Origin of the sequence: Flavobacterium sp., from assembly GCF_004211145.1 — a bacterium.
Lineage (GTDB): Bacteria > Bacteroidota > Bacteroidia > Flavobacteriales > Flavobacteriaceae > Flavobacterium.
The window spans coordinates 14,284-41,143 of sequence record NZ_SEBS01000031.1; the positions used below are offsets into that span (position 1 = coordinate 14,284).

Annotated in this window: 16 protein-coding genes; 6 read left to right on the forward strand and 10 right to left on the reverse strand. The window is 47.4% G+C overall.

What is annotated here, in order from left to right; genetic code table 11:
* Positions 1-47: 47 nt before the first annotated feature.
* The 6 genes from EOO50_RS13515 to EOO50_RS13540 form a co-directional block, all read right to left on the reverse strand.
* On the reverse strand, positions 48-734 hold the full coding sequence (locus tag EOO50_RS13515; RefSeq protein WP_290840806.1) for a hypothetical protein: 687 nt from the start codon (positions 732-734) through the stop codon (positions 48-50).
* On the reverse strand, positions 731-4,006 hold the full coding sequence (locus tag EOO50_RS13520) for a carbohydrate-binding protein (RefSeq protein ID WP_290840807.1): 3,276 nt from the start codon (positions 4,004-4,006) through the stop codon (positions 731-733). The genes EOO50_RS13515 and EOO50_RS13520 overlap by 4 nt, the downstream gene beginning before the upstream one ends.
* A 39-nt stretch (positions 4,007-4,045) precedes the next feature.
* Positions 4,046-5,470, reverse strand: coding sequence for a glycoside hydrolase family 30 protein (locus tag EOO50_RS13525; RefSeq protein WP_290840808.1), 1,425 nt, complete (start codon positions 5,468-5,470; stop codon positions 4,046-4,048).
* Between the two features lie 143 nt (positions 5,471-5,613).
* Positions 5,614-6,477, reverse strand: coding sequence for a hypothetical protein (locus EOO50_RS13530; protein ID WP_290840809.1), 864 nt, complete (start codon positions 6,475-6,477; stop codon positions 5,614-5,616).
* A gap of 19 nt (positions 6,478-6,496) precedes the next feature.
* Positions 6,497-8,038, reverse strand: coding sequence for a RagB/SusD family nutrient uptake outer membrane protein (locus tag EOO50_RS13535; RefSeq protein WP_363331761.1), 1,542 nt, complete (start codon positions 8,036-8,038; stop codon positions 6,497-6,499).
* Between the two features lie 13 nt (positions 8,039-8,051).
* The gene (locus tag EOO50_RS13540; protein ID WP_290840811.1) at positions 8,052-11,177 is read right to left on the reverse strand and encodes a TonB-dependent receptor; all 3,126 of its coding nucleotides are present in this window, start codon (positions 11,175-11,177) and stop codon (positions 8,052-8,054) included.
* A 276-nt stretch (positions 11,178-11,453) separates the two neighbouring features.
* On the opposite strand from EOO50_RS13540, the gene EOO50_RS13545 reads away from it, so the two are divergent.
* Positions 11,454-14,336: a triple tyrosine motif-containing protein gene (locus EOO50_RS13545; RefSeq protein ID WP_290840812.1), complete on the forward strand. Its 2,883-nt coding sequence runs from the start codon at positions 11,454-11,456 to the stop codon at positions 14,334-14,336.
* On the opposite strand, the gene murF is transcribed toward EOO50_RS13545, so the two are convergent.
* Together murF and gldJ are read right to left on the reverse strand one after the other, a co-directional pair.
* The gene (gene murF, locus EOO50_RS13550; protein WP_290840813.1) at positions 14,337-15,617 is read right to left on the reverse strand and encodes a UDP-N-acetylmuramoyl-tripeptide--D-alanyl-D-alanine ligase; all 1,281 of its coding nucleotides are present in this window, start codon (positions 15,615-15,617) and stop codon (positions 14,337-14,339) included.
* Between the two features lie 57 nt (positions 15,618-15,674).
* Entirely contained in the window at positions 15,675-17,390 is a 1,716-nt protein-coding gene (gldJ, locus tag EOO50_RS13555; RefSeq protein WP_290840814.1) for a gliding motility lipoprotein GldJ, read from the reverse strand.
* Between the two features lie 206 nt (positions 17,391-17,596).
* On the opposite strand from gldJ, the gene porU reads away from it, so the two are divergent.
* The 5 genes from porU to EOO50_RS13580 all read left to right on the forward strand — a co-directional run bounded on the left by porU (position 17,597) and on the right by EOO50_RS13580 (position 26,210).
* On the forward strand, positions 17,597-21,457 hold the full coding sequence (gene porU / locus EOO50_RS13560) for a type IX secretion system sortase PorU (RefSeq protein WP_290840815.1): 3,861 nt from the start codon (positions 17,597-17,599) through the stop codon (positions 21,455-21,457).
* A 39-nt stretch (positions 21,458-21,496) separates the two neighbouring features.
* Positions 21,497-22,711, forward strand: a complete 1,215-nt coding sequence (gene porV / locus EOO50_RS13565; protein ID WP_290840816.1) for a type IX secretion system outer membrane channel protein PorV — start codon at positions 21,497-21,499, stop codon at positions 22,709-22,711.
* 118 nt (positions 22,712-22,829) lie between these two features.
* Entirely contained in the window at positions 22,830-23,312 is a 483-nt protein-coding gene (gene cdd / locus EOO50_RS13570; RefSeq protein ID WP_290840817.1) for a cytidine deaminase, read from the forward strand.
* A gap of 141 nt (positions 23,313-23,453) precedes the next feature.
* Positions 23,454-24,452, forward strand: a complete 999-nt coding sequence (gene pdhA / locus EOO50_RS13575) for a pyruvate dehydrogenase (acetyl-transferring) E1 component subunit alpha (RefSeq protein ID WP_290840818.1) — start codon at positions 23,454-23,456, stop codon at positions 24,450-24,452.
* A 3-nt stretch (positions 24,453-24,455) separates the two neighbouring features.
* Positions 24,456-26,210: a pyruvate dehydrogenase complex dihydrolipoamide acetyltransferase gene (locus EOO50_RS13580; protein WP_290840819.1), complete on the forward strand. Its 1,755-nt coding sequence runs from the start codon at positions 24,456-24,458 to the stop codon at positions 26,208-26,210.
* 67 nt (positions 26,211-26,277) lie between these two features.
* Here the strand turns inward: EOO50_RS13580 and EOO50_RS13585 are convergent, their stop codons facing one another.
* Together EOO50_RS13585 and EOO50_RS13590 are read right to left on the reverse strand one after the other, a co-directional pair.
* Complete coding sequence (locus EOO50_RS13585; RefSeq protein WP_290840820.1) at positions 26,278-26,577, reverse strand: hypothetical protein; 300 nt, start codon at positions 26,575-26,577, stop codon at positions 26,278-26,280.
* Positions 26,578-26,637: 60 nt separating this feature from the next.
* On the reverse strand, positions 26,638-26,787 hold the full coding sequence (locus EOO50_RS13590; protein ID WP_290840821.1) for a hypothetical protein: 150 nt from the start codon (positions 26,785-26,787) through the stop codon (positions 26,638-26,640).
* Positions 26,788-26,860 lie beyond the last annotated feature (73 nt).

A 26,860-nucleotide genomic window follows, 5' to 3' on the forward strand; every position in this document is an offset into this window, starting at 1 on the left:
AAACTCCCAATTACGGGAGTTCTTCACAAATATATCTAACTAACAAATTAATTGGTCTTGAACTGGAACACCGGAGATGTCGAGGAATTTCCGGCCGCGTCGGTCGTGACGATTTTCCAATAGAACGTCGTGTTTCCGGTCACGGCCACGCCCGCGAGTTCAGGTGCGGAGACCGTCGCCTTGAGCGTAGTCGGATTGGCGTTGGTATCCATGTAGATTTTGTAGCTCGCGATGTCGTTGTCGATATCGCTGGCTTCCCATTGCAAGGTGATGCTCGGTCCGGTTACCGTGGCGCTCATGCCCGGAAAAGTCGCCTCGGCGGGGAATGGCGCGTAATTGGTCACGCCTTCGCCTGCGTTATAGAATTTCCAGGTCGCGCTGTTCATCGAACCGCCGCCTTCGTTTTTGGCCGAAACGTACCATGAATACGGAACGCCTTTCTGTAGCGTGACTTCAAGCGTTACGGCATCGCCTGCATTGAATTGCTGGACGGCGCTTTGGGTGAGCAGGTTCTTTACGTAGACGAAATAGGTGTCGGCGTTTTCAGCGGGATTCCATTCGAACGTGACCTTGCTTTGCGTAGTCGAGACGCTCGTTCCCGTGATACATTCGGAATTGTTTATCGGGGCGATGAGCGCCGCTTCACCCGGATTTCCCGAGCCGCCGCCGTTGTCGCTGTCACCGCAGGATATCGCAAGTGCCGCGAGTGCGATCGTCAAATATCGTGCTTTCATTGTTTGATGAATTTAGTGTTGTAGGTTCCGGTTTCTGAAACGATTTTGAGCGCGTATGTACCTGACGCCAACGAGGAAGTGTTGAGCGCAACGGTGCGTTCCTGTGACATTCCGGTTTCAGAAATCACTTTCTTTCCCAAAAGCGAAAACACTTCGAGGGAAACGAGTTCGCTCTTCGCGTTCGGAAGCGCGACGTAGATCATGTCTTGGTGTACGGGATTCGGATAAACCGTGATCGTGTCGTCCATGACGATGGTTTCGCGGTAAATGCCTTGACATTCTTTGTCGGTTTTGACGACAAGATCGTTTTTGCCCGCAACCAAGTCGAATGAAATCGCATTCTGGTCAGTCAAATATTGGACGCCGTTAAGCTCGATGCGATATTGGTCGCTGCCTTCGAGGTTCAGCTTCAATTTATAGTCGTCGTTGGTCGCGCGCGAGAATACCGCCAAGTCTTCAGGTTGTTGGATCGTGACTTCGAAACACTGTGAATACGCGGGCGCTTCCGGCAATGTGATGCAAACTTGGTACGTTCCCGATTGCAAATTCGCTAGTGTCGCAGATGTCGTGAACGCAGATGTCTGGTTTGTGCCGTTTCCTGAAATCGTCGCGACGTAATCGTGATTGGCCGACGCGTTGATGGTCACGCTTCCGTTGCTCGAGTTGCGACAGGTTTCGCCCGTTCCCATAACCGTGAAATTGTTCGCGGGAAGGCTGAAGATCGTGCAGCCAGTAAAATCGACGACGTCGTTGGCGGGCGTGTTGGCGCAAAGGTCGGTGCCGTCGGCTACGTTATCGCCATCGGAATCGGGAATCGCATACGTGAACCGGATGTAATTCATGTTGAATCCGCCGCTCAGGATATTGACGCGCAGAATGTAACGACCTGCAGGCAAAGTTCCCTGGGCCGTTACGGTTTGCCAGGTTTGCCAGCCACCCGATGGAGGCAGGCTCACGCTCGAAATGGTTTCGGTCGTTTCGTTTATCAATTGCAGGCTCACGGCTCCGGTTTGGCTTTCGCCTGAAACACGGTATTCGATCGTGTAATCGCCCGTGGCTTGCACATTTACTAAATAATCGAGTGAATCGCCAGCATCGGTGTAGCCGATGTTTTGGCCGCCGCCTGTGTCGGACGTGGTTTCAAGTTGGAGACCGTTGTTCACGTAAAAGTTCTCCGCCTGGATCGTGCCCGAAATCCCGAGGATATTTCCCGTGCGGTTCGTGACGGGCATACTCGTGAATGTGGGTTGAACCGTCGCGTCGGTTGCGATGACGTTCGTTCCGGCGTAGGTCAATGTGACGACATCGGACGGATTGATAGCCGTTGCGGGAACCAGGACCAAAGTGCTGTTGTCGGCCGATGAATAACTGATCGTCGCGGCAATGTTCGTTCCGTTTACTTTTAGCGTGAACGCGCTCGATGCGAAGTCAATTCCGGTTTGCAGTTGCTTGTTGAAGACCACGTTTACCTTGTCGCCCAAAACAGATGTTGCCGCGTCAATCACCTTAAAAGCCGCCGATGATGAAGCGTGTGGATTTTTGAGTTCGAACCAGTTCAGGTTGTAGCCCGCGGTTTCGAAATAGATTTTCACGTGGTTTACGCCAGCGTTCAGCAAGACATCGGTGACGGTTGCGGTTTGGAAGGTCGTGAGGTTTCCGGTGCTTGGAAGTGTGATGGTTTCGGAAATTTTCCCGTCAGCGTCCTCGAAATAGAGCTTTCCTCCTGTTCCGCTATATCGGATGTCGATGTCGTAGGCCATGAGCGACGGAGCGGTCAACGAATACGAAAGCCATTCGCTGGGTTCGATCCATCCGACCTGGAAACCGTTGCTGACCGCGTCGGAACATCCCTGGATATCGACGCCGTCGTTGCGCATCGCCCAACCGTTGTTCCAGGCTTCGAAAGTTCCAGTGTCAGTGCGGTAGTTCGCGACGTTCTTGTCGTAATATGCGACTCCGTTTCGGCCCATATCGAATTCGGTCGCGAAGACTTTTCCGGGCAGCGGATGGTTTTTGTATGTCTTGGTGTCGGCAGTTTGAACCTGTCGGAACATCGCGTCCATCACGTCGTAACGAAGCGTCACGTTCTGCATTTTGTAGTTTTCGGCAATCAGCATGAGCGCGTTGAATGCGAACGTCTGCGTGGGTTGCGTTCCTCCGTTCTGCCAGTAATTGAGCAAGGTTTGGTAGTCGGCGGTTTTTGTTACCGACGCCGGGCCTGCGATGTTGTCGATTTTTTTCATCGGCCACCATGCCCATCCGATGTTGTTCGATTCGCACAACGCAATCGCATCCTTGAACCAGACGTTCGAATTTTCGCCGCTTTCTCCGAGCCAAATCGGCAAGTTGTACGTCGAACGTAAATTTAAAATTCCCTGGATCGAACCTTGGGTGTTGTAGTTCCAATATTTATGGAAACTCAGCGCCATGTTCGTGTCCCATGGCTGATTGGTCGCCGAAAGGATTCCGTTGTAGTTGTTGCCCCAACAGTTGCCTTCGATGATGATCATGTGATTGATATCGACCTCGCGGATCGCGTTCGTGATCTGGATGTAGAGCGAACGAAGCGGCCCGTTCGAATTCTCGTCGCAACCGTTTTGGTTGGTTCCCGAAAACGCCCAGTTCGGTTCGTTGATCAAATCGTAACCGCCGATCCATGGGTTGTTTTTGTAACGGTCGGCGAGTTTCCTCCAGAGTGCGATGAGTTTGGTCCTGTTGGCCTCGCTTTCCCAAAGTGATGGTTTCGTCGCGTCGTAATCAGAGATGTTCGCGTCTTTCCCTTGGCCTCCGGGCGTGGCGTGCATGTCGAGGATCAGGTACATTTGATTGTCGGTACACCATTGCAAGAGTTCGTCGGTTCGGTTGAAACCTTCGTCGAGCCAGGTGTTCGTGGTTTGGTTCGGCTCCTGCTCGATCGGCAAGGTGTAAAGGTTGTAATGCATCGGCAATCGGATCGAATTGAATCCCCAGGCTTTGAGCGAGTCGATGTCGCGTTTGGTGATGCCGTTGTCGCGATATGCCTGATAGAATGTTTCGGTATTCGTAGCCCCGACGAGCTGCGTGATTTTTTCGCGGATCTTATGTTGCGGCCCGGCAAAAGCGTCGGTCTGCAACATATAACCTTCCTGGACCATCCAACCGCCAAGCCCAAGTCCTCGCAGTAGTATGGGCTGGCCGTTGTGATCGATGATGTTTTGCCCGTCGCGATGCATGTATTGGCCGAAAGCCGTTACTGAAAGCGATAGCAACAACAGGTTAAAGAGTTTTCTCATTGATGTCTTGTTGTGTTGTTTTTTTGAGGTTTTCAAGCGTTAGTACACGACCGTCTGTATAGCGTGCGCGGGAATCTTGATCGTGGTTTTCGACGATTCGACGATCAGGTTGTACGTGACTTCCTTGTCGCTTTGGTTCATTACGACCGTCGCGATTTTCCCGTCTTTGTTGATGTATGACGTGCTCAACATTTGGCTGCGGCTTACGACGGTGCTCACGCGTTTCGCTTCAGGTCGGATGAATTTCGAGAAATGCCCGATGTAGTAATACGATGGCGTGTAGATGACTTCGCCTGTCTTGCTGTCGGCATGGATAGGTGAAAAGCAGAAATTGCCTACGTGGTTCGGCCCGCCTTTTTCGTCGAGAAGGATGTTCCAGTCGGTCCAGGCTACCGTTCCATTGTTGAAGTCGTGGATCATCGATTGGCCGTAACGTTCGCCGTTCGCCCAGAATTGGTATCTCGATGCATCGAATTTTTCTACGCAGCCTTCAGTGAAAATGAGGTTCTTGTCAGGATAGGCTTCGTGGACTTTTTGGACGTTCTCGAACATCGGAGCGCCGCCTGTCCATGTTTCATACCAGTGGAATCCCATTCCCCATGCGTATTTTGAAGCTTCGGGGTCGCCGAAAATGATGTTCGCCCTGTAGTTCATCAAGTCACGATTGTGATCCCAAACGATGATCTTCTTGTCGCCCAATTCTTTTTTGATCGTCGGCCCGAGGTAATTTTTGAGGAAGTCGCGCTCGTCTTCAGCCGTGTAAATACACGATTCCCAGGTTTGCGTGGCCATCGGTTCGTTTTGTACGCTCAATCCCCAAACCGGGACGCCTTCTTTTTCAAGCGCCTGAATGTATTTCACGTAGTAATTCGCCCACGGTTGCATGAATTCAGAAAGCAATTTCCCTCCTTTAAGCATGTTTTTACTGTCTTTCATAAAAGCCGGCGGACTCCACGGGCTTACGTACAACGGGATTTTTCCGGCTGTCGCCAATGCCTTTTTAAGCAACGGCAAGCGATATTTCCTGTCGTGATCGATACTGAATGTCTTTAAGTCTTTGTCACCTTCTTTGATGTAGGTATAACTTCCGCTTGAAAAGTCGGAACTGTGGATCGTCGTTCTGATAAGAGAATATCCGATCCCGTTTTCAGTACTGTAATAAGCGTCGATGAATTCTTTTTGTTTCTGTGGAGAAAGTCGGGCGAAAACTTCGGCACTGGCGTCGGTGATCGCACCGCCGATTCCCATCATCGATTGGAATGTCTTTTTAGGTTCCACGAATACGCAGATTTCAGTTTCAAGTGGTTGTTTCGATGGTACGAACGTTACATCGTCGGTTTTTGAAAGGCGTAATTTTGTGTTTTCGGCAGTCGTGTAGACGGTTGCGCTTTTTGGCTGGCTCTGTTGAGAAAAGGCAATGGAATACACTACTGACAACATCAGTATGGTGATAGGTTTCTTCATATTGATAATAAATTTGGTTCCGGAGAGAGTTCCCCGATTGTGGCTTGCGATGGCAATACCGAAAGAAATTGGAATGTACTTTTTAAAAAATAGCCTGTAATCGCAATGAATACAGGCTATTTAAAACTAACCCAAACAAAATTTTAGTCGATACGACGTACTTCTACGTTATCGATTGTAACTGAAAATGGTGTGTTTGACGCCTGTCCACTCGCTGAGCGAAGTACTACGTAAACTGTTCCGCTTGTAGGGAACGTTTTGAGTCCGAGAGACGTATCGCCTCCGCACCCGACAACTGAAAGCTGACCTTCGAATGGCCCAATGGCGCATCCGGCCCAAGTGTTCAGGGCAAGAATTTGTCCACCTTCGTTGTAATCGTTGCTAACAGGCGGATTGTATCCTGCATACCACTCCATGTACGTTTCCATAGTGTTGCCAAGACCTTTGACCTTCATATCGAACTTGTACGTCTTACCTGCTTCAACCTGGATCGCTTGATACAAGTGTTGGTGATTCCAGTTGACACTTCCTGTCATCGTAGCTTCACCGTTGGCGAATGTCCAGGCAGAACCTGCGATCGTCTCCGGGAAAACTTGCCATTCCGCGATGTCTTCAGCAGTTTCGAATTTACCACCACGGATAATATTTCCGGCAACCGGATCCGCAACCGTGACTTCGACTGTTTGTGAACTGCTGTAAGCTACGCCTCCAACTCCGGTCACCGTGTGCGTGATCGTGTAGGTCCCGACATCCGGAAGGAAAATTTCCTTTGTCGGTTGGCCTTTAACAGAGCCCGTTCCACTATCCCATTTGTGTGTGATAGTATTTGCATTGCTCATGGCAGTAACCGTAAATCGGTTGGCTGATACGGGAGTGACTGTGAACGACGCGTCAAGTTCTTGTGGTGTGGTGCCGTTTCCTGTGCTGTCGTCATTAGGCGAGCACGACCAAAACATTCCTGCCATTACAAGAGCGACTGCACCTATTTTATTAATTTTCATTTTCATTATCTAATTTTTTATCAGATTAATAATTAGGGTTTTGTACTAACAAAGTGTTTGCGATGTCGTTGAAAGGCAATGGCAAAATCTCGTTTTTACCAGCCACGAAACCGTAAGGTACCAACGGAGCAGTATTACCCGTGCGCACAAGGTCAAAGAAACGGTGGCCTTCACCAGCGAGTTCGATACGGCGCTCATTAGCAATATTTTGTAGCGTGGCAGGAACAGATCCGAGACCTACACGATCACGAACCGCATCGAGAAGTGCCTGCGCACGAGCTGCATTTCCACCTGAGTTGATAAGCGCTTCGGCTTCCATCAAATACGTATCAGCCAAACGGATATAGTATGTGTTTTGACGATAGTTCAACTCTGCGTTACCTCCACCTGTAGATGTTTCAGAAGTTATCGGCATGTACTTTTTAAGGAAATATCCCGTATCCTGATCTGCTGGAGCGTAACCCAATGGGAGAGCAGTAGTCGCAGCAAGCTCACCGGCGGCAAGTAAAGCCGGAGCATCAAAGATTGTAGCTGCGTAGCGCGGATCTCCTACCATTAGATTTCTAAGTTCCGGAGTTACAGGATTAAACGACCAGCCTGAAATATAGGTTGGAGTTGTATGGCCCTCTGCGAAATTAAGACCACGAGGTCCTACCATTTGATTGACAGAGTTTCCTTCATCATTACCGCCACCCCAGTTACCCCAACCGGCGTTGCTCAAATTAGTATGCGCTACCTCAAGGATAGATTCGCTGTTGAACTTATTACCGATGCTCCAAAGGCTGGCGAAGTCGTCAACCAATGCATAACCGTACATGCTTGTTCCTCCAGGAGTTCCGTTTACGTCAGCGAATTGCGCAGCCGCTTCGGCCCATTTGTCCTGGTACAGATACGCTTTGCCTAACATAGCTTTCGCAGCCCCTTGGGTAAGACGACCCAATTCTATGTTAGCTGTAACAACCGGCGGAAGATCCGCGATCGAAGCTAGCAATTCCGATTCGATGAACGCGTATACTTCAGCTGGAGTAGACTGCGGAACATTGTAAGCATCGGCAGTATTTACAGGCTCAGTGATCAATGGGATATTTCCGAATAGATTCACCAATTCAAAATAATAGAAAGCACGCAACGTACGAGCCTCGGCTGTGAAACGGGCTTTAGTCGCCTCGTCCATCTGCGTGTTCGGCAATTTAATGATAAGGATATTCGCACGTGCGATCCCTGCATAGAAATCTCCGAAATAACTTCTTGGAACTGTCAAATCATTGATCGTAAAGTTGTCGAAACCATGGATTCCGGCACCATCGGACGGGCTACCGCCACCTGCAAAAAAGTCATCAGACCCTGCGTTGAGCATCGTGATCATGTTTTCGAATCCGCCTGAGTTCTTTCTCAAGACATCATACACCGAAACCAAACCAGAAAAAGCCTGTTCTTCATTAGTGTAATAGTTTTCTTCGATAAACGACCCTTTTGGCGTTTCCGAAATGAAGTCGTCACCGCAACTTGCGGCAATCATGGCAGCACCTGCCAATCCCCATAAAATTTTACTTTTGTACATTTTCATTTTCATTTTTTTTTTAGAATTGTAGATTTACTCCTAGCATGTAGCTACGTGCCTGCGGATAGTATCCTCTATCGATACCAACCGTATTTCCTCCTCCGATTTCCGGATCGTATCCTGAGTACTTAGTAAATGTCACCAAGTTCTCTCCCATCAAATATATTCTCATTCTTGACATACCTGCTTTTGCAATCAGGTCGGTCGGAAGCGAATATCCAAGTTGCATTGTCTTAAGTCTCAAATAATCTCCGTTCTCAAGATAGAAGTTTGACGATCTTGAATAGTTACCATTGGGATCATCTGCCGTCAAACGCGGATATGAATTCGAAGTTCCTTCTCCTGTCCAACGGTTCAAGGCATTTGTCTGCCAGTTGGCATCCTGAAGTTCCAAACGACGAAGTGCGTTGAAAATTTTATTTCCGGCGGCTCCTTGTGCCATCATATTGAAATCAAAATTCTTCCACTCGAGGCTGATCGTGAATCCGTAAGTGTAATCAGGAAGCGACTGCCCTAAGAATTCGCGGTCATCGTTCGAAATTTCACCGTCTCCATTGACGTCTTTCCATCTGAAATCACCAGGTACGGCGTTTGGTTGGATCGGCGTACCGTCTTGCCCCACGTATGCATCGATTTCAGCCTGATTCTGGAAAACGCCCAAATGACGGAATCCGTAGAATTCACCGAAACCGTGACCGACCGCGTTACGCTGTACTTCGCCAACGAGCGATTGAACTCCTGCGCCAGATTGGAAGTCCAATGTAGGTGAAATATTATTGATCGTATTTTTGAACATTGAAATGTTACCGTTTAGGCCAATGGTAAACTCGCCAATTTTCCTGCGGTATCCAAGTTCAAAGTCGATACCTTTATTTTCTACTTCGCCCAAGTTGGCAATTGGCGAGCTGAGCCCAACATAACCTGGAATTTGAAGTACTGTTAGAATTCCTGTAGTTTTACTATTCCAAAGATCAACTGTCAGGTTTAAGTCGCGGAAAAGCTGAATTTCAGCAGCCACGTTGCGTTTCGTGGTTTCTTCCCACTTCAAATCCGGATTTGGAGGTGTTGAGATCGTACTTCCTGTAACGATAGTCGTGTTACTACCGTTTCCAAACGTGTAATTATACCCACCGTTGATAATAGATGCATAAAGAAAATCACCGATCTGGTCATTACCCGAAACACCGTAGCTTCCCCTGAACTTAAGCTGGGTCACTACATTGTTTTCAGGCCAGAATGATTCCTTGCTCGCAACCCAACCCGCAGAAATCGATGGGAAGTTTCCGTACTTGTTGTTCGCACCGAACTTGGTGGATCCGTCACGACGGATAAAAGCCTGCAAAAGATAACGCTCATCATAATCATACGTTAAACGTGCGAATAATGAAGATGTTTTTTTATCAGCTCCTTGATAAGCGTAGGTCGTGCGATCCGCGTCTGGGATACTAAAGTTGAACGAAGCATCCTGCCAGCTGTCGATAGGGAGATTTCTATATGTCGTACCCTGTCCTCGTTCACCCTCCTGTGCATAAGCACCTTGTCCCAAAAGTACATTTAGGTTGTGTTTATCCAAAAAGCGCTTCGTGTACGATGCGGTATTTTCAACACTCCAATAGAAATTGCTGTTCGTGATTCTCGTGATGTTGTTCACGTCGTTATTTCCGGGAGGCCCGTTATTGAAATAGTATTCCGGCGTAAACGATTCACTTCCGTAAAAAGATTTTTTACCCACGACAGTGCTTCTGATCTTAAGTCCAGCCAAAGGTTGTACTTCCAAAAATGCAGTTCCGACAATGTTATCCGCATAACCGTAACCACCCAATCTCGATGCCTGGTAAGCTAACGGGTTTGACATTTCATTCGTTACAAGACTGGAAATTCCATAAGGCTGTCCGAGTGCATTCGTAAAAATACCGTTCTGACCGCTTGGGCCACCGTAAGGAGCTGAATTTGCCACATCCGGATCCGTTATGACCAATGGTGTGATCGGATCAAGGTTCAATGCTGAAGACAGCGCTCCTCCAAACTCACTGTTCGTGTTCCCTACTCCAAGATTTTTCTCGCGCGTGTATGTAGCCGTTTGGCCAACAACAACGTATTTACCGATCTTATGATCTGAGTTCAAACGGAACGTCTTACGATTGTAACGTGAAATGCTTGGGAGAACCACACCTTCTTGGTCTACCAAGCTGAATGAACTATAGAATTTCGAATTTTCAGAACCTCCGCTGATGCTTACATCGTGAGATTCGCGGAAAGCATTTTGGAAGATTACATCTTGCCAGTCTGTGCCGCGACCAAGTGAAGCCGGATCGGCGTAAACAATCGCATTACCATCATTTACCTCACGCTCGTTAATCAAAGTAGCATATTGTGTGGCGTTCAAAAGACCAACTCTACGAGATTCTTCTGAGAAACCTGAGAAACCGTTATAGCTAACAGTTATCTTACCCGATTTCCCTTTTTTAGTCGTAATCAAAATTACACCGTTTCCTGCTCTAGTTCCATAAACCGAAGCCGATGCATCCTTCAAAACCTCTACCGATTCGATGTCAAATTGGTTGATGAATTGTACAGCGCTCTGCTCCACGAGAATTCCATCCACAACGTAAAGCGGGTCGTTGTTATTCAAAGTGCCGACTCCACGGATACGAACTGTGGCCGAAGAACCCGGCTGTCCCGCATTTGCCGCCACATAAACACCCGAAGTACGACCCTGAAGCGTCTGTTCAATACGCGTAACTGGCTGACCTTCGAGATCTTTGCCCTTTACCTGCGAAATCGCGCCGGTTACCACGCTTTTCTTTTGCGTACCGTAACCTACGACGACAACTTCCTCAAGGCTTTCGGCAGACGGCAAGATCTTCGCATTGACCGTCGCCTGACCATTTACCGCCATTTCCAGGTCGGCAAAGCCTATAAATGTGAAAACCAACGTGCCGTCTGAGGGCGCGCTGATCTGATAATTACCATCAATGTCAGTCATTGACGCGGTTTTTGTTCCTTTAACTGTAACAGTAGCGCCCGGAACCGGCAACCCTGTGTCATCTGTAACTTTACCGGACACGTTAATGTCTTGGGCATACCCGGCAATCGTTAACAGAAAGGACGAAATACAAAAAAATAATAGTTTTTTTAATTTCATTTTTCTGATTTTTTTGGTTAGTTAATTATTGATTTGCCACAATATTATATCATTTTTTTCACACTTCATAATCAAAATCCCTACAAAAACACATCAAAAAAGAAATTTAAGCTTTACAAAAACACATCAATTATTTTATAAACCTTTGTAAATCAAAATTCTATTTATATATTTACCTTGTTATATAAATGTTAATTCAACTATACAAACCTTACAATTAACCACACTTATAATTACAACGTTGTAGTGAATAATCTTTTCAAAATCACCACTTTATTGAGAATTACCGATATCCGGTCTATTCTTAAAATCTTCGCTGTTATTTCAATTTTAAGCAATTTTAACAGCTATTCGCAAATCAAAAATACCGGCGTTCCTGAGATAAATAACTTCAGTCGCACCGATTATCGCGCCGGAACGCAAAATTGGCGTATCGATCAGGATAAAAACGGCACGATGTATTTCGCGAATAACGATGGTTTGTTAAGTTTTGACGGATCTTCGTGGCACACATATCGGCTTCCGAGCAACACGGCGATCAGGAGTCTAAAAATCTCGAATGAAAAAATATTCGTTGGAGGCTACAACGAATTCGGATATTTCAAAGCCGACAAGAAAGGAAAACTTCAATATACCTCGCTCGCCCTGCTTGTCAGCGAAAGCAACAGGCAGCAAATAGATCTGATCTGGAAAATCCATTCCTATAAAAACGAAATCATTTTTCAATCGTTTGAGAAGAATTACGTATTCAATGGTAAATCGCTAATTCAGATCGAAGCGCCCAATCGGTTTCAATTTTCGTTTGACATGGGCGATTCGATAATTTATCAGGATGTGGTTTTAGGCCTGTTTGAGTACAAAAACGGAAAACTCCGGGCTTTGCCCAATACCTCGACGTTGAGCAATACCGAGGTTTGGGGAATTGTCGCGATCTCCAAAACCAGGTTGCTCATCGCGACTTTAGACAAAGGGCTTTTCATTTACGAAAAAAACATTCTTACTCCTTGGCTTACCGAGGCCGACCAGTTCGTCAAGAAAAACAGCTGTCTCGGGGGCGAACTTATCCGTGAGAATTTCATCGTATTGAATTCGGTGCTCGACGGCATGATCATATGCGATAAAAACGGGAAAATCATCCAACACATAGATCGCAAAAAAGGATTGCAAAACAATACCGTCCTTTCCTCGTTCGTCGACAACAAAAATAATCTGTGGCTCGGGCTCGACAACGGTATCGCATTCATCAATGAAAATTCCCCTTTCACTTACTTCGGGTCCAGTTACGAATTGAGTACCGTGTATGCGTCGACGGTTTTTGACGGCAATTTATATGTCGCGACGAACCAAGGATTATTCTATCACAAATGGAACAAGCCATTCCGCGAGAATTCATTTGAGCTCATAGAGGGAACGACGGGCCAAACGTGGAATATCCAAGTCGTGGACGGTCAGCTGATTTGCGGACACAACCGGGGATTGCTGCTTATCTCAGGGAATAAAGTCGTCAAGAATCTCGATCCGAACGGCTATTGGGGAATTAAAAAAATCCCCGATTTTAAAGACTATTACATCGGATGCAACTACAAAGGTTTTACGATATTCAAAAAAACAGGCGCAACTTGGGAATTCGTCAATTATGTCGATGGCACGAACAAGTCGGCGAGCACATTTGAGGTCGACGGAAATACGGTCTGGCTCAAAAAAGACAATTCGCTTTACCGACTGAAACTAAGCAGCGATCTCAAAAAATTCAGCTCGGTTAAAATGTACGAGAGCCTCGCGAAAAATTCGGCAGGAATCGGCAGCATGCAACGCCTCGAAGGAAAAATATACTTCCAGTCAGGCAATAAATTCTACAACTACGCGGGAGAAATAGACGGTTTCCTGCCTGAAAAACGATTTACCGCAATTTTTAAAAATCTTCCCGTCGTTCGCGCGATCCACCAGGACAAACTCGGCAATCTCTGGTACGTATTCAATGAGTCCATTGGAACGTTACGCAAGAATCCCGACGGGAATTACGAAAACGTCGTTTCAGGACTCTCAAATATCACCGGCTATTTGGTAAACGATTACGTCTCTATAAATTCGGTCGACCAAAATGACATCCTCATCGGGCTGACCAATGGAATCGCACATTATGATTCGGCGCTGATCAGAAATCTCGAATCGAAGCCGAAAGCATATATCAGGAGTTTTTCATTTGCGGGAGACACTTTACAAGTCGCCAATATCGGAAATCGAATCGATGACATTGTCGTAAAATACCGCAACAACAACGTCAAATTCGTATTCTCGTCACCTCTGTATGAAAATCTTGACAATATTGAATATTCCTATCTGCTCAAAGGATTCGATGAGAAATGGAGTCATTGGACCAATATGTCGGTAAAGGAATACACGAATCTGCACGAAGGCGATTACACGATGTTGGTGAAAGTCCGAAATTCGTATGGCGTGCAATCGGATCCGAATTCGTTTGAATTCAGCGTTTCTCCGCCGTGGTACCGACATTGGCTCGCGTACATTTGCTATTTCGGTTGCTTGGTCCTCGCGATTTTTTACGTGCGACGTCGCGTCCGATTACAAATCCGTCGAAACAAATACTTCGAAACGGTCGAACAGAGGAAAATTTATCTCGAAAAGGAAGCGAAAATTCGTCAGGAACAATACGAGCTTGAAAAAGAGATCGAGCGTCTGCAAAACGATAAACTCAAAATCAAAATCCTTTCGAAGGACAAGGAACTCGTGAACAATTCGCTTCAGGTCGCCAAGAAGAACAAGATTCTGAACGGCATCATCTACAAGATGAAGGAAATCGACGTGGAAAGCATGGACGAAGCCGCGAAATTCCAGCTTACGAAGCTCAACAAAAGCATCATCAAGGAAGTGAACGCCGACAAAAGCTGGCACGACCTCGAGAAACACATTCGGAACGTCCACTTCGACTTCTTGAAACGACTCAAGGACAAACACCCGGATATCACGCCCAGAGAACTCGATTTATCGACCTATCTGCTCATGAACATGTCGACCAAAGAAATCGCCGAAATCATGAACATTTCGAACGGAGGCGTCGAACTCGCACGTTACAGGTTGCGCAAAAAACTCAATTTGACCAAGAAAGAAAACCTTACCGGATTCCTGATGCGGATTTGATCACAAGTGGTCGAGTATGCGCTCGAGCGCCATGCCACGCGAACCTTTTATAAGTAACGTTTTTCCGTTCAACTTTTCGAGTTCGCCCGAATTCAGGAACGCGTCGAAGTCTTCATGAAAAGACAGATTCGGATTGTCGACTTTATTTGAGAAAAAATCCTTACCGATAAAATGCGTCTGCGTATCCGACTCGTTCTCGAGCGTGGCGATCAAGTTTTTATGTTCGGCGAGGCTTTCATCGCCCAACTCGAACATGTCGCCCAGAATCATCACCTTATTCGGCTTGTCGAGTTGCAGGAAGTTCACCGTCGCGGCCGACATGCTGCTCGGGTTCGCGTTATACGCGTCGAGGATAATCTGGTTCCCGCCTTTCTGGAGCATTTGCGAACGATTGTTCTCGGGCACGTAACCTTCGATCGCCGATTTGATCTCGCTTGGCGAAATCCTGAAATACGTTCCGATGCACGTCGCCGCGTTTATGTTGTTCGCATTGTACAATCCGATGAGATGTGACGAGATTTCAACGTCGAGAAAAGCCGTTTGTACGAACGGATTCGCAACTACGGAATCGATGATGACATCGGCGGGATTTGCAACCGCGAACGTATATCGTTGCAACTGTTCGGTTTTGCCTGATTGTATCGCATCGTCAAGGTTTACGAACGCCATTTTGCCGGCACTTTGAAGATAGGCATACAATTCACTCTTTCCTTTGATCACGCCTTCGACGCCTCCGAAACCTTCGAGATGCGCTTTCCCGAAATTCGTAATATATCCGAAGTCTGGCTGCGCAATCTCACACAGGAATTCAATTTCCTTTTGATGGTTCGCTCCCATTTCCACGATTCCGATCTCAGTGCTTTTTGAAAATGAGAGCAACGTCAACGGAACGCCGATGTGGTTGTTCAGGTTTCCGATGGTCGCCACCGTCTTGAATTTCGCCGACAGCACGACATTGATCAACTCTTTCGTTGTCGTCTTCCCATTGCTTCCCGTGAGCGCGATGATCGGCAAACCGAGATAGCGCCTGTGAAACGCCGACAATTGCTGCAGTGCGACCAAACTGTCTTCGACGACGATCGTTCGGTCATCGATATAGAAGTCGGCATTGTCGATCAATACGTATGACGCGCCTTTTTGCAACGCTTCGGCAGCGAACGTGTTGGCATCGAAACGATCGCCCTTGATCGCGACGAACATCGAGTTCTCGGTGATTTTGCGCGTGTCGATGGAAATAGAGGAACACTTTAGAAAAAGGCCGTGAATGTAAGCGGTATCCATATTGGTATAAATAACAAAAGCCCTAAAATTAGGGCTTTTGAAGTATTGTTTCAAGAATTAATTTCTTGCTCTTTTCTTTTTGTCTGATTTAGGACCGACCCTCGACATCGCACAACGGAAACCGATATAATCAGTTGCCATGTCTTGTGGGAAATATCTTCTTTGAGCCGGATCGAGCCAGTAAGCACGGTCTCTCCAAGAACCTCCTTTGTACACACGAACGTCGTCGTTGATCAAAGTAGTTCTCTTGTTTGACTGGTCATACGCGCGATTCATAACACCTAAACTGTCAACAGAAACGTTGTGTTGAGGAGAATCGTACATCTGGTTGCTGTTCTCCTTAGCGTTCGGATCTTTCGCAGCCGCTCCGTCTTCAGAACCGAATTCGAAGTAACGAGTCGATTGCTTGTCTCCATCGCGATAGTTACGGTTGTCGCTCTTGCTGAAGTTGACTCTGAGGTATGTTTCTTTTTCGTCAACAGGTACGCGGGCAATTTCTCCAGGGAAGTTTCTCGCAACGATTTTACCGTTTGGCAATGTATCGTATGTGATCGTTTCAGCCGTTACGATTTCAACTTTTCCGTCCTCACCGATTTTGTTCTTGGTATAGACGTTACCACGATAGTAGTTGAAGTCACTCGCTTCATCGTCAACGATTGGACGATAGACGTCGGCAACCCATTCTGCTACGTTACCAGCCATATCGTAAAGACCGAAGTCGTTTGGCGGATATGATTTCACGACGTTCGTGATATCGGCACCGTCATCAGACCAACCTGCGATTCCACCGTAGTCACCTTTACCTTGCTTGAAGTTAGCCAATTGATCACCACGCACCTGACGTTTGCCAGAACGTGTGTAGCTTCCAGACCAAGGATATTTCTTTTGACCTTTGTAGATGTTGTATTCGCGTTGACCTACGTCGGCAGCAGCGGCATATTCCCACTCAGCTTCGGTCGGAAGGCGATATTCAGGAAGGATAAGACCTGAACTTCTTTGTGCGTAAACGTTTTTAGGTTCTCCGACAGTTCCGTCGGCACCTTTCGTTCCTTGTGGCTTCGAGCGACCGTTCGCGCCTCTTTTAAGGACAACTTCTTCGTTACCACCGTAAGTCTTCGTCGGGGCGTTCAAATATGTCTCGGTAGAGAACATTCCATCAGGAGTAGCTGCCAATTTAGCATCTTTCTTGATGTATTTCTGATCTTCGAGAGTCTTCTCATTCACACGGTCGGTTCTCCATTTGCTGAATTCAACAGCCTGGATCCAGTTCACACCAACTACCGGGTAGTTCGCATACGCCGGGTGACGCAGGTAGTTGTTCGTCATGGTTTCATTGTAACCCAAACGGTTTCTCCAAACCAATGTATCAGGACAAGCGCCTTCGTAAATGTGTTGGTAATTTTCCTGATCCGGTGGGAAAACGCGTTTCAGCCAGTCAAGGTATTCCATGTACATAAGGTTTGTAACCTCAGTTTCGTCCATGTAGAAAGACTGCACGTGTTGCTGGTTTGGGGAGTTGTTCCAGTCGTGCATGATGTCATCCTGAACCTTACCCATGGTAAACGTTCCGCCTTCAACCATTACAAGGCCAGGAGCAGTCGCCTGCTTCTTGAACTTCGAGTTGTACTGGAAGCCGCCTTTTTTGTCGTTGATCTTCCATCCGGTAGCGCTCGAGGTATTTTTAGAGCTCGAACTCTTACTGCAAGATGCAAAACCAAACACTATTACTGAAGCCAGTAACAGTCTGATAGCCATAATTTTGTTTACTTTCATACTTTAGTAGGTGTAAATTTCGTGGCGCAATATAATAACAAATCGTTAAACTGCAACACAATTTTAAAAATAATCGCCCTTTATCGGCATTTACCGCCGCATAATCGATGAAAACGGAAAAATTATTCAAATATTATATAGTCAGCGTTAATTAAATTATTTTTACCCTCCGTAATAATTACAGCCTGCCCGCGTTACTATACCTGATGAAAAAAGCAGTACTTCTTATTTTTATTTTCACGTCAATTCTTTGTGCGGCCCAACAAAATGGAGCGGTCACGATAAATTGGCTTGAAAAGACCGAATATTATTTCGGCGAGAACAAAATCAACATTCCTCAGTTCGACGCCACGAATATGTTGTTTGTTTCGTCCGAAAAAGCGCTTTACTACAGGATTTCCATCCCGCAATCGGGCCCGGTGAATTCGAATTCGATCCAGATCACCGACGCCGTTTATGAAACGCTTACCAATTCAGGATTGGGCGATCTGGCCGCAAATAAAGTCCCGACATCCTTAAAACCGACATTAAAAAGCAGCAACGGACGCGGAACTTACTTCGCGATCCTAACGCTCTCTCCTATCATTAAAGACGGAAGCGGTTACAAAAGACTCAAATCTTTCACGTATTCCTTTTCAAACGGAAGCGCGGCGCGACCTCAATCGGCGAACGCGGTTTCGGCGATAACGAGTTCGGTGCTGGCCACGGGCGACTGGTATCGGTTCTACGTAGAGAAGTCGGGCGTTTACAGAATTTCCAAAAGCTTTCTTTCGAGCCTCGGCATGAACACCAACGTCGACCCAAGGAAAATCAAGATTTACGGCAACGGCGGACGCATGGTCCCGCTTCGCAATGACAGCGCCTATCCCGACGACCTCGCCGAGAATGCGATCACGATCGTCGGCGAATCTGATGGAAGTTTCGATTCGAGCGACTACATCTTATTCTATGCCGAAGGTGTCGATACCTGGAACACCGAAACCCAAACGCACATCAACCAGTTCTCGAACCGTTCCTATTATTATGTAACCGCGAGAGGCGATAATGGAAAGCGCATATTGCCAATGGCGCAACCGAGTTCCCCAACGGTCACGACAAACATGTTCGAGGACCATAAACATCACGAAGTCGACGACGTGAATATAGTGCGATTGGGCCGACGTTGGTTCGGAGAACAATTCAACATAGAAAACGAACAGGAATTCGAATTTGAATTTCCGGGCGTCGTAACGTCCGAACCCGCGTCATTAAAGGTTTACACGGCCGCGGCGGCTTTTACGGTCACTAATTTCGGGGTTGAAGTGAACGGCCAGCAAGCCGGAAATATTTCAATGGGTGCGATTACGACGACAGGATCGGCCAAGGCCATCAAAGGCGTGCTCAACGCCAATGTCACGGCCGCCGAAACTATGAAGGTCAAGCTTTCGTATGACAATGCCGGCGTTCCCGGTTCGCTTGGCTATCTCGACTACATCATCTTGAACGCGAAACGCACGCTCAAAGGTTATGGCGACCAATACCAGTTTACGGCGAACAATTCGGCGAATACGGGCGTCATTGAATACCAATTCAGTACCGCGACGCATATTCCGCAGGTTTGGGACGTGACCGACATCTTCAATGTGAGCCAGGCACCGAATTCGTCGGGAGCCGCATTTTCATTTACCGCTTCGATGGGCGACGTCCGAAAATACGCCGTCGTCGACGATACCGATTATTTCACACCTTTAAAAGAATCGAAGGCGAAAGTCGCGAACCAGGACCTGAAAGGCACGATCTTCAAAAATCAGCAAGGCCAATTCCAGAACATAGATTATTTGATCATTACGCCTGCTTCACTCAATGCCGCGGCTGAGAAACTCGCGACGTTTCACCGCTCCTATTCGGGCATGAACGTGAAAGTCGTGAACCTCGAGACGATTTATCCTGAATTCTCGTCGGGAAAACAGGATGTCGCAGCGATTCGCAATTTCATCCGATACGTGTATTTCAACGCGTCGACGCCTGAAAGCCGCGTGAAATATGTGAACCTTTTTGGCGATGCGTCTTTCGATTTCAAGAATCGCATACCGAACAACACGAATATCGTTCCCATCTACCAATCGCTTGACTCTTACGAAACGGGCGAGGCTTCGTTTATCACCGACGATTTCTTCGGGATGATGGACGATGACGAAGGATTGTTGGACCCGTACAGTGAAGTGTCGGACAGCCAGCTTTCGTATAATATCGGCGGCATCGACATCGCAGTCGGACGAATGGTCGTATCGTCGACAACCCAGGCCGATCAATTGGTCACGAAAGTCATCGATTACCACGACTTGAAATCGTACGGAAGCTGGAGGAACAATTACATTTTGATATCCGACGATGCCGACAAACCCGGCGACGTGCAGCTCCAACAAAGGCAAGATCAACTTGCGAATGCTATTTTGGGTGTCAAGCCGTTCTTGAATCTCGAGAAAATCTACATCGACTCATACGAACAGGAAACATCATCGGGAGGCGCGCGTTATGAAAAAGCCCGGGCCGATATTTTCAACGCGTTCGAAAAAGGCGCGCTCGTCTTCAATTACTTGGGCCACGGAAACGAAGACGGACTTTCAGCCGAACGCATCTGGATCAAAGAAGACGGAGAAACGTTGAGCCATCGCTACAAATACCCATTGTTCATTACCGTAACGTGCGAATTCACGCGGTTCGATAACCCATACCGTCCGACGGCGGGTGAATATACGTATTGGAATCCGATCGGTGGCGCGGTTTCGATGCTCACGACGGTGCGATCGATCTTCCAGGATCCGGCGCAAAACTTCAACGACAGGCTTTCGCAATATTTGTTGTCGTATGTGAACAATACGCCGACGAACAATTATACGTCAATCGCCGAGGCATTGCGTCTCGCGAAAAACAGCAATTCGAATTATTCGACGAACATCGTGACGTATTTGGGCGATCCTGCGATGGTGCTCGCGATCGCGAAACCTCAGATCCGATTGACTAAAATAAACGACGCTCCGGTTACCGGCCCGGTCGATGCCATGGAATCACTCGCCTACGTCAAGGTTTCGGGCGACATCACCGACGAATTCAATACCCCGCTCACAAACTATACGGGCGAAGTTGCGGTCAATATTTACGACAAGAATATTTCCCGGACGACATTGAACAACGACAACCAAGGCAGCATCCTGACCTTTAGCACCTTGGGCGAAACGATATTCCGAGGAAACGCGACGGTCAGCAACGGCCAGTTCGAATTCGGGTTCGTCGTACCGCGCGACATCAGGATTCCACTTGGAAACGGACGCATCAGTTTCTACGCGAAACGCAACCAAATCCTGCTCGACAAGACAGGTTATGACAACACGATCCAGATTGGAGGCATCAACGAAAATGCCGCCGAGGACAATATCGGGCCAACGGTTAAGTTATATATGAATGACCAGACGTTCGTGAACGGCGGAATTACGAACGAATCTCCGTTTTTCCTCGCGTTTCTCGAAGACGAAAACGGGATCAATACGGCAAGCGGAATCGGGCATGACATCATCGCGATCCTCGACGGGGACGAGACGAATCCGTATACGTTGAACGATTATTATGAGGCCGAACTCGACAATTACAAGAAAGGAAAATTGCGTTTCCCTTTCCGAAATTTAGAAAAAGGTTTGCACACGATCACGTTCAAAGCCTGGGACGTGTACAACAACCCGATTACGGCCGAGATTCAATTCGTGGTCGTCGGAGACGATAAAATCACGCTTACGAACGTGCTCAATTACCCGAATCCGTTCACGAGTTACACGCAATTCTGGTTCTCGCACAACAAACCGTTCGAGCCGCTCGACGTTCAGGTCCAGGTCATGACGGTTACCGGAAAAGTCGTCTGGACGCGTAACCAGGTGGTAAATACTGAAGGATTTTTGTCGCGCGAAGTGACTTGGGACGGCAAGGATGATTTTGGCGACCGAATCGGTAAAGGCGTTTACATTTATAAGCTCACGGTTCGATCGACGCTCACAGGCACGAAGTCGGAAAAAATCGAGAAACTTGTGATACTTTAATAAAACACTATATTTGTTAATACTAATTGAAAATACAGAATGAGAAAAATTGCTATCTCTTTACTTTGTTTGTTTGCCATACAACTTTCCTTTTCACAAGCTACGACACCTGAACTTCCTGACCGCGTAATCACGACGGGTGTTCCGTTCCTTTTGATTGCCGGAGATGCGCGTTCAGCCGGTATGGCCGACCAAGGTGTCGCGACATCGCCCGATGCGTATTCACAACAATACAACCCTGCGAAGTTCGCGTTCTCTTTGGACAAACAAGGTTTCTCAGTAAACTACACGCCGTATTTGACCGAATTGGTAAACGACATCTCGTTGGGTCAGGTCACGTATTTTAACCGAATCAGCGAAAAAAGCGCATTCGCGGGAACGTTGCGTTACTTCTCGCTCGGTGAAATCGAATTGCGTCAAAACTTTGACGATCCGGCTCAGGTCGTGAAACCGAATGAATTGGCGGTCGACCTTTCGTACTCCTTGAAACTGAGCGAAAGATTTTCAATGGCGGTTGCCGGACGTTACATCCGTTCGCAGTTGAAAATTCCTACCGAAAACATAGACGCGAAAGCGGCAAGCACATTTGCCGTTGACGTTGCGGGTTACTATCAGTCAGAAGAAATCGCATACAACGACTTCAACGGTCGTTGGAGATTGGGTTTCAACTTCCAGAACATGGGCCCGAAAATCAAATACGACATTACCGAAGACGACAGCAATGCCAACTTCTTGCCTGCTAACCTGAGACTCGGTGGTGGATTCGATTTCATCCTTGACGATTACAATAAAGTGTCGGTCGGTCTTGAAGTGACCAAGCTTTTGGTTCCGACGCCTCAAATTCCTGATTACTCGAAGGATTACGACGGAAACGGAGAGATCGATTCTGAGGATTTCGATTTGGCCGAAGCTGAAAACAACCAGGAATACCGCGACATCAGCTGGGTTTCGGGAATCTTCCAATCGTTCGGCGATGCGCCCGACGGTTTCAGCGAAGAGCTAAAAGAATTCACGTATTCAGTCGGTGCCGAATATTCGTACCAGGATTCATTCGCGTTCCGTCTCGGATATTTCAACGAAAGCGAAGTCAAAGGTGCGCGTAAGTTCGTTTCGATGGGCGCGGGCTTCAAATATAACATCGTGAAGATCGACGTTTCATACTTGTTCTCGGCATCGAAAGTCAGGAACCCGCTTGAAGGAACATTGCGATTCTCGCTTGCGTTCGCGTTCGGAGACAAATACGAAGAGAACTAGACTTCCGACATAACAAAATATGAATCCAAATATCCGAAAGGGCATTTGGATTTTTTTTCCGCTTTATTTTGAGAAAAAAGATAATAGACTGATAGATAACAGGCCGACAGATTAGACGATGAGAGAAATCAACCATACCACTTCATTTACCGCTTTTGATTCGATTGACGAACTTCCGTCAGACGCCAAGTCGCTGATGCAAAAAGCGATCGATATCCGCAAGAATGCATACGCACCGTATTCGAAATTTCGTGTCGGAGTGGCGTTACTGCTTGACAATGGCGAGGTGATTTCAGGATCAAACCAGGAAAACGCAGCGTATCCGTCAGGACTTTGTGCCGAACGCGTGGCGATTTTTTATTCGGGCGCGAACTATCCTGAGGCGAAGATATTGAAGATGGCGATTTCAGCCGCTTCCGACACGAATCCGACCACGGCCCCAATTCCTCCTTGCGGCGCTTGCCGACAATCTATCGCCGAATACGAATTCAAGCAAAACCAGCCGATCGAGATTTATTTCATGGGTGAAACGGGCGAGGTTTTCAAGTCGGATTCGCTTAAGAATCTACTTCCGTTTACGTTCGACAAAAACTTCCTGTAGCGTAAAAAAATAACGGTTCTTTAAATTTTTGTTCTGCATGGAATGTGTTATTTTTGCGTTTCGCAAATTTGTGTGAGGCAACTTTTTGCGTTCCGCTTCGGCAACTAAAATACACACTAACATTAGCATTAAATTTAGCAGATGAAAGAAGTAACTAAGGATGTTTATCTGAAATGGTATGAAGAAATGCTGTTCTGGCGCAAGTTCGAAGACAAGCTCGCAGCGCTTTACATCCAACAAAAAGTAAGAGGATTTCTTCACTTATACAACGGGCAGGAAGCCGTTCTCGCGGGAGCTCTTCACGCCATGGACCTCACGAAAGACAAAATGATCACCGCGTATCGCAACCACGTCCAGCCGATCGGAATGGGTGTAGATCCCAAAAAAGTGATGGCCGAATTGCTTGGAAAGGCAACCGGAACCTCAAAAGGTATGGGCGGTTCGATGCACATATTCTCTAAAGAAAAAGGATTTTACGGCGGGCACGGAATCGTTGGGGCGCAAATCCCCGTGGGAGCCGGAATCGCTTTTGCCGACAAATATTTCAACACTGGTGGCGTTACCTTGACCTATTTCGGTGATGGAGCCGCTCGTCAGGGATCGCTTCACGAGGCGTTCAACATGGCGATGTTGTGGAAACTTCCGGTCGTGTTCATCGTTGAAAACAACGGATACGCGATGGGAACCTCGGTTGAAAGAACCGCGAACCACACCGATATCTGGAAACTCGGATTGGGTTACGAAATGCCATGTGGCCCAGTCGACGGCATGAACCCGGTAAAAGTTGCCGAAGCCATGCACGAGGCGATCGATCGCGCTCGTCGCGGAGACGGACCGACGTTCCTCGAAATGAAAACCTACCGTTACCGCGGACATTCGATGAGTGACGCGCAATTGTACCGCACGAAAGAAGAAGTTGAAGAATATCGCAAGATCGACCCGATCACGCAAGTTCTCGACGTGATCAAAGACCAAAAGTTCGCTACCGACGAAGAAATCGCCGCGATGGACGAAAGAGTGAAAAACCTTGTCGAGGAATGTGAAAAATTCGCCGAGGAATCTCCATTCCCTGAAGTCCAGCAGCTTTACGACGTCGTTTACGAACAAGAAAATTATCCATTCATTCCACACAGACTTTAATATATGGCAACAGTTGTAACTATGCCGCGCCTGAGCGATACTATGACCGAAGGCACTGTGGCGACCTGGCTTAAAAAAGTGGGCGACAAAATCAGCGAAGGCGACATCCTTGCTGAAATCGAAACCGACAAAGCTACCATGGAATTCGAATCGTTCAACTCAGGAACGTTGCTCCACATTGGCATACAAGCCGGAGAAACGGCCCCGGTTGATTCGCTTTTGGCCGTAATCGGTGAAGAAGGCGAAGACATCGCTGAGCTTTTGAAAGGCGGAGGCGCTGCGAAATCGGACGAGAAAAAAGAAGACAAAAAAGAAGAAGCTCCAAAAGAGGATGCGAAATCTGAAGACCAAAAGTCGGACGAGGAAAGCACGCCTGCTGCCGAAGCGAAATCTGAAGATAAAAAAGACGAACCGAAAGCCGAGGCTTCAGCACCAGCTTCATTGCCGGAAGGCGTTTCAGTCGTAACCATGCCGCGTTTGAGCGACACGATGACCGACGGAACCGTTGCCACCTGGATCAAAAAAGTTGGCGACAAAGTAGCTGAAGGTGATATTCTCGCTGAAATCGAAACCGACAAGGCGACGATGGAATTCGAATCGTTCCAGTCAGGAACTTTGCTTTTCGTCGGCGTGAAAGAAGGAGAGACCGCTCCGGTCGACAGTGTTTTGGCAATCATCGGCCCTGAAGGAACCGACGTGACGGGAATCGCTGAAAACTATAAAAAAGGTGGTGCCGCTCCTGCTGCGTCTTCGGACAAGAAAGAAGAAGCGAAACCTGAAGCGAAGACCGAGGAGAAATCTGAGAAATCAGCCGAAACGTCTGAGAAGAAAGAAGAAGCTCCGGTAGAAGTTGTTTCAGACGGACGTCGTATTTTCATCTCGCCTCTTGCCAAGAAAATGGCTGAGGAAAAAGGAATCAACATTTCACAAGTTAAAGGTTCGGGCGAAAACGGCCGAATCGTGAAAGCCGATATCGAGAATTACAAACCTGCAGCCCAGGCCGCTCCGGCTCAAGCGTCAGCCGATGCTCCGAAAACCGAAGCAGCCGCGGCGAAACCATTCGTTCCTGCAGGCGAAACGTATACTGAAGAAATCAAGAACTCCCAGATGCGTAAGACGATCGCGCGTCGTTTGAGCGAGTCTAAATTCACCGCACCGCATTATTATTTGACTATCGAACTCGATATGGATAATGCAATTGCTGCGAGAAACGCTATCAACGCGATTCCTAACACCAAAGTGTCATTCAATGACATGGTGATCAAGGCGTGTGCGATGGCGCTTAAAAAGCATCCGAAAGTAAATTCAACCTGGAAAGACGATGTAACTTTGATTCATCATCACGTAAATATTGGTGTTGCGGTTGCCGTTGAAGACGGATTGCTTGTTCCTGTGTTGAAGTTCGCCGACCAATTGTCGCTGACGCAAATCGGAACCAATGTGAAAGACGTCGCGGGCCGTGCGAAAAATAAGAAATTACAACCTGCCGAAATGGACGGAAGCACGTTTACGGTTTCCAACTTGGGTATGTTTGGAATTTCCGAATTTACATCGATCATCAACCAACCGAACTCGGCCATCCTTTCAGTAGGAGCGATCGTGCAACAGCCGGTCGTGAAAAACGGTCAAATCGTGGTTGGAAGCGTGATGAAAGTGACGTTGGCTTGTGATCACCGCACCGTTGACGGAGCGACGGGATCCGAGTTCCTTCAGACATTGCGTCAATATCTTGAAAACCCGGTCACCATGCTGGCGTAATCAAAATGATTATAAAAGAAAAATCCCGTTCAATGAGCGGGATTTTTTATTTTACGAAATAACGATATTATTGTTCAGTAGTGATCCACATGCCGTCGCGTTTTACTTTGACGGTCGTAGTTTGTGGAGCTGCCGGCTTTTCCATTGCAGGATCGATTACCTTCAACGGCACTTTCGATTTCACTTTGATAACCGGTTTGATTTTCGGGGATTTAAGTGGCGTTTTCTCAGAAGCAGGGAACACGAATTGTTGCGCCTGGGCGAAAATTTTCTCCGTGATGCTAAACAACACGGACGGTGCTGGAATTTCTTTGCAGAACCCTTTTGAACCCACCAATAACGCGATTACCAAGAGATATTTTTTCATAATTTGAGCAAATGTTCCCAAATATATGAATTTAGCTTGAAATCCAGTCTTTTAGAAGTGTTAATTTGAGGGCGTGCCGGCGGCGTGGGCGTTTTCGTTAACCTGACGATTTCGTTCACCGCCGTCGGGCTGGCCCGCTGCTATCTTTTTGCCTTGCACGTCTTCGGTAAGCGGACATTTGACTTCGGCAAAAAGGATATCCGCTTGCATCCCTCACGCTTTTTGAGTGCCTGAGTGCCTGAGTGCCTGAGTGCCTGAGTGCCTGAGTGCCTGAGTGCCTGAG

Excerpts from the sequence above, each read along its gene's own strand:
- EOO50_RS13515 (WP_290840806.1), bottom strand. The coding sequence starts at position 734 with ATGAAAGCACGATATTTGACGATCGCACTCGCGGCACTTGCGATATCC.
- EOO50_RS13520 (WP_290840807.1), bottom strand. The coding sequence starts at position 4,006 with ATGAGAAAACTCTTTAACCTGTTGTTGCTATCGCTTTCAGTAACGGCT.
- EOO50_RS13525 (WP_290840808.1), bottom strand. The coding sequence starts at position 5,470 with ATGAAGAAACCTATCACCATACTGATGTTGTCAGTAGTGTATTCCATT.
- EOO50_RS13530 (WP_290840809.1), bottom strand. The coding sequence starts at position 6,477 with ATGAAAATGAAAATTAATAAAATAGGTGCAGTCGCTCTTGTAATGGCA.
- EOO50_RS13535 (WP_363331761.1), bottom strand. The coding sequence starts at position 8,038 with ATGAAAATGTACAAAAGTAAAATTTTATGGGGATTGGCAGGTGCTGCC.
- EOO50_RS13540 (WP_290840811.1), bottom strand. The coding sequence starts at position 11,177 with ATGAAATTAAAAAAACTATTATTTTTTTGTATTTCGTCCTTTCTGTTA.
- murF (WP_290840813.1), bottom strand. The coding sequence starts at position 15,617 with ATGGATACCGCTTACATTCACGGCCTTTTTCTAAAGTGTTCCTCTATT.
- gldJ (WP_290840814.1), bottom strand. The coding sequence starts at position 17,390 with ATGAAAGTAAACAAAATTATGGCTATCAGACTGTTACTGGCTTCAGTA.
- porU (WP_290840815.1), top strand. The coding sequence starts at position 17,597 with ATGAAAAAAGCAGTACTTCTTATTTTTATTTTCACGTCAATTCTTTGT.
- porV (WP_290840816.1), top strand. The coding sequence starts at position 21,497 with ATGAGAAAAATTGCTATCTCTTTACTTTGTTTGTTTGCCATACAACTT.
- cdd (WP_290840817.1), top strand. The coding sequence starts at position 22,830 with ATGAGAGAAATCAACCATACCACTTCATTTACCGCTTTTGATTCGATT.
- pdhA (WP_290840818.1), top strand. The coding sequence starts at position 23,454 with ATGAAAGAAGTAACTAAGGATGTTTATCTGAAATGGTATGAAGAAATG.
- EOO50_RS13580 (WP_290840819.1), top strand. The coding sequence starts at position 24,456 with ATGGCAACAGTTGTAACTATGCCGCGCCTGAGCGATACTATGACCGAA.
- EOO50_RS13585 (WP_290840820.1), bottom strand. The coding sequence starts at position 26,577 with ATGAAAAAATATCTCTTGGTAATCGCGTTATTGGTGGGTTCAAAAGGG.
- EOO50_RS13590 (WP_290840821.1), bottom strand. The coding sequence starts at position 26,787 with ATGCAAGCGGATATCCTTTTTGCCGAAGTCAAATGTCCGCTTACCGAA.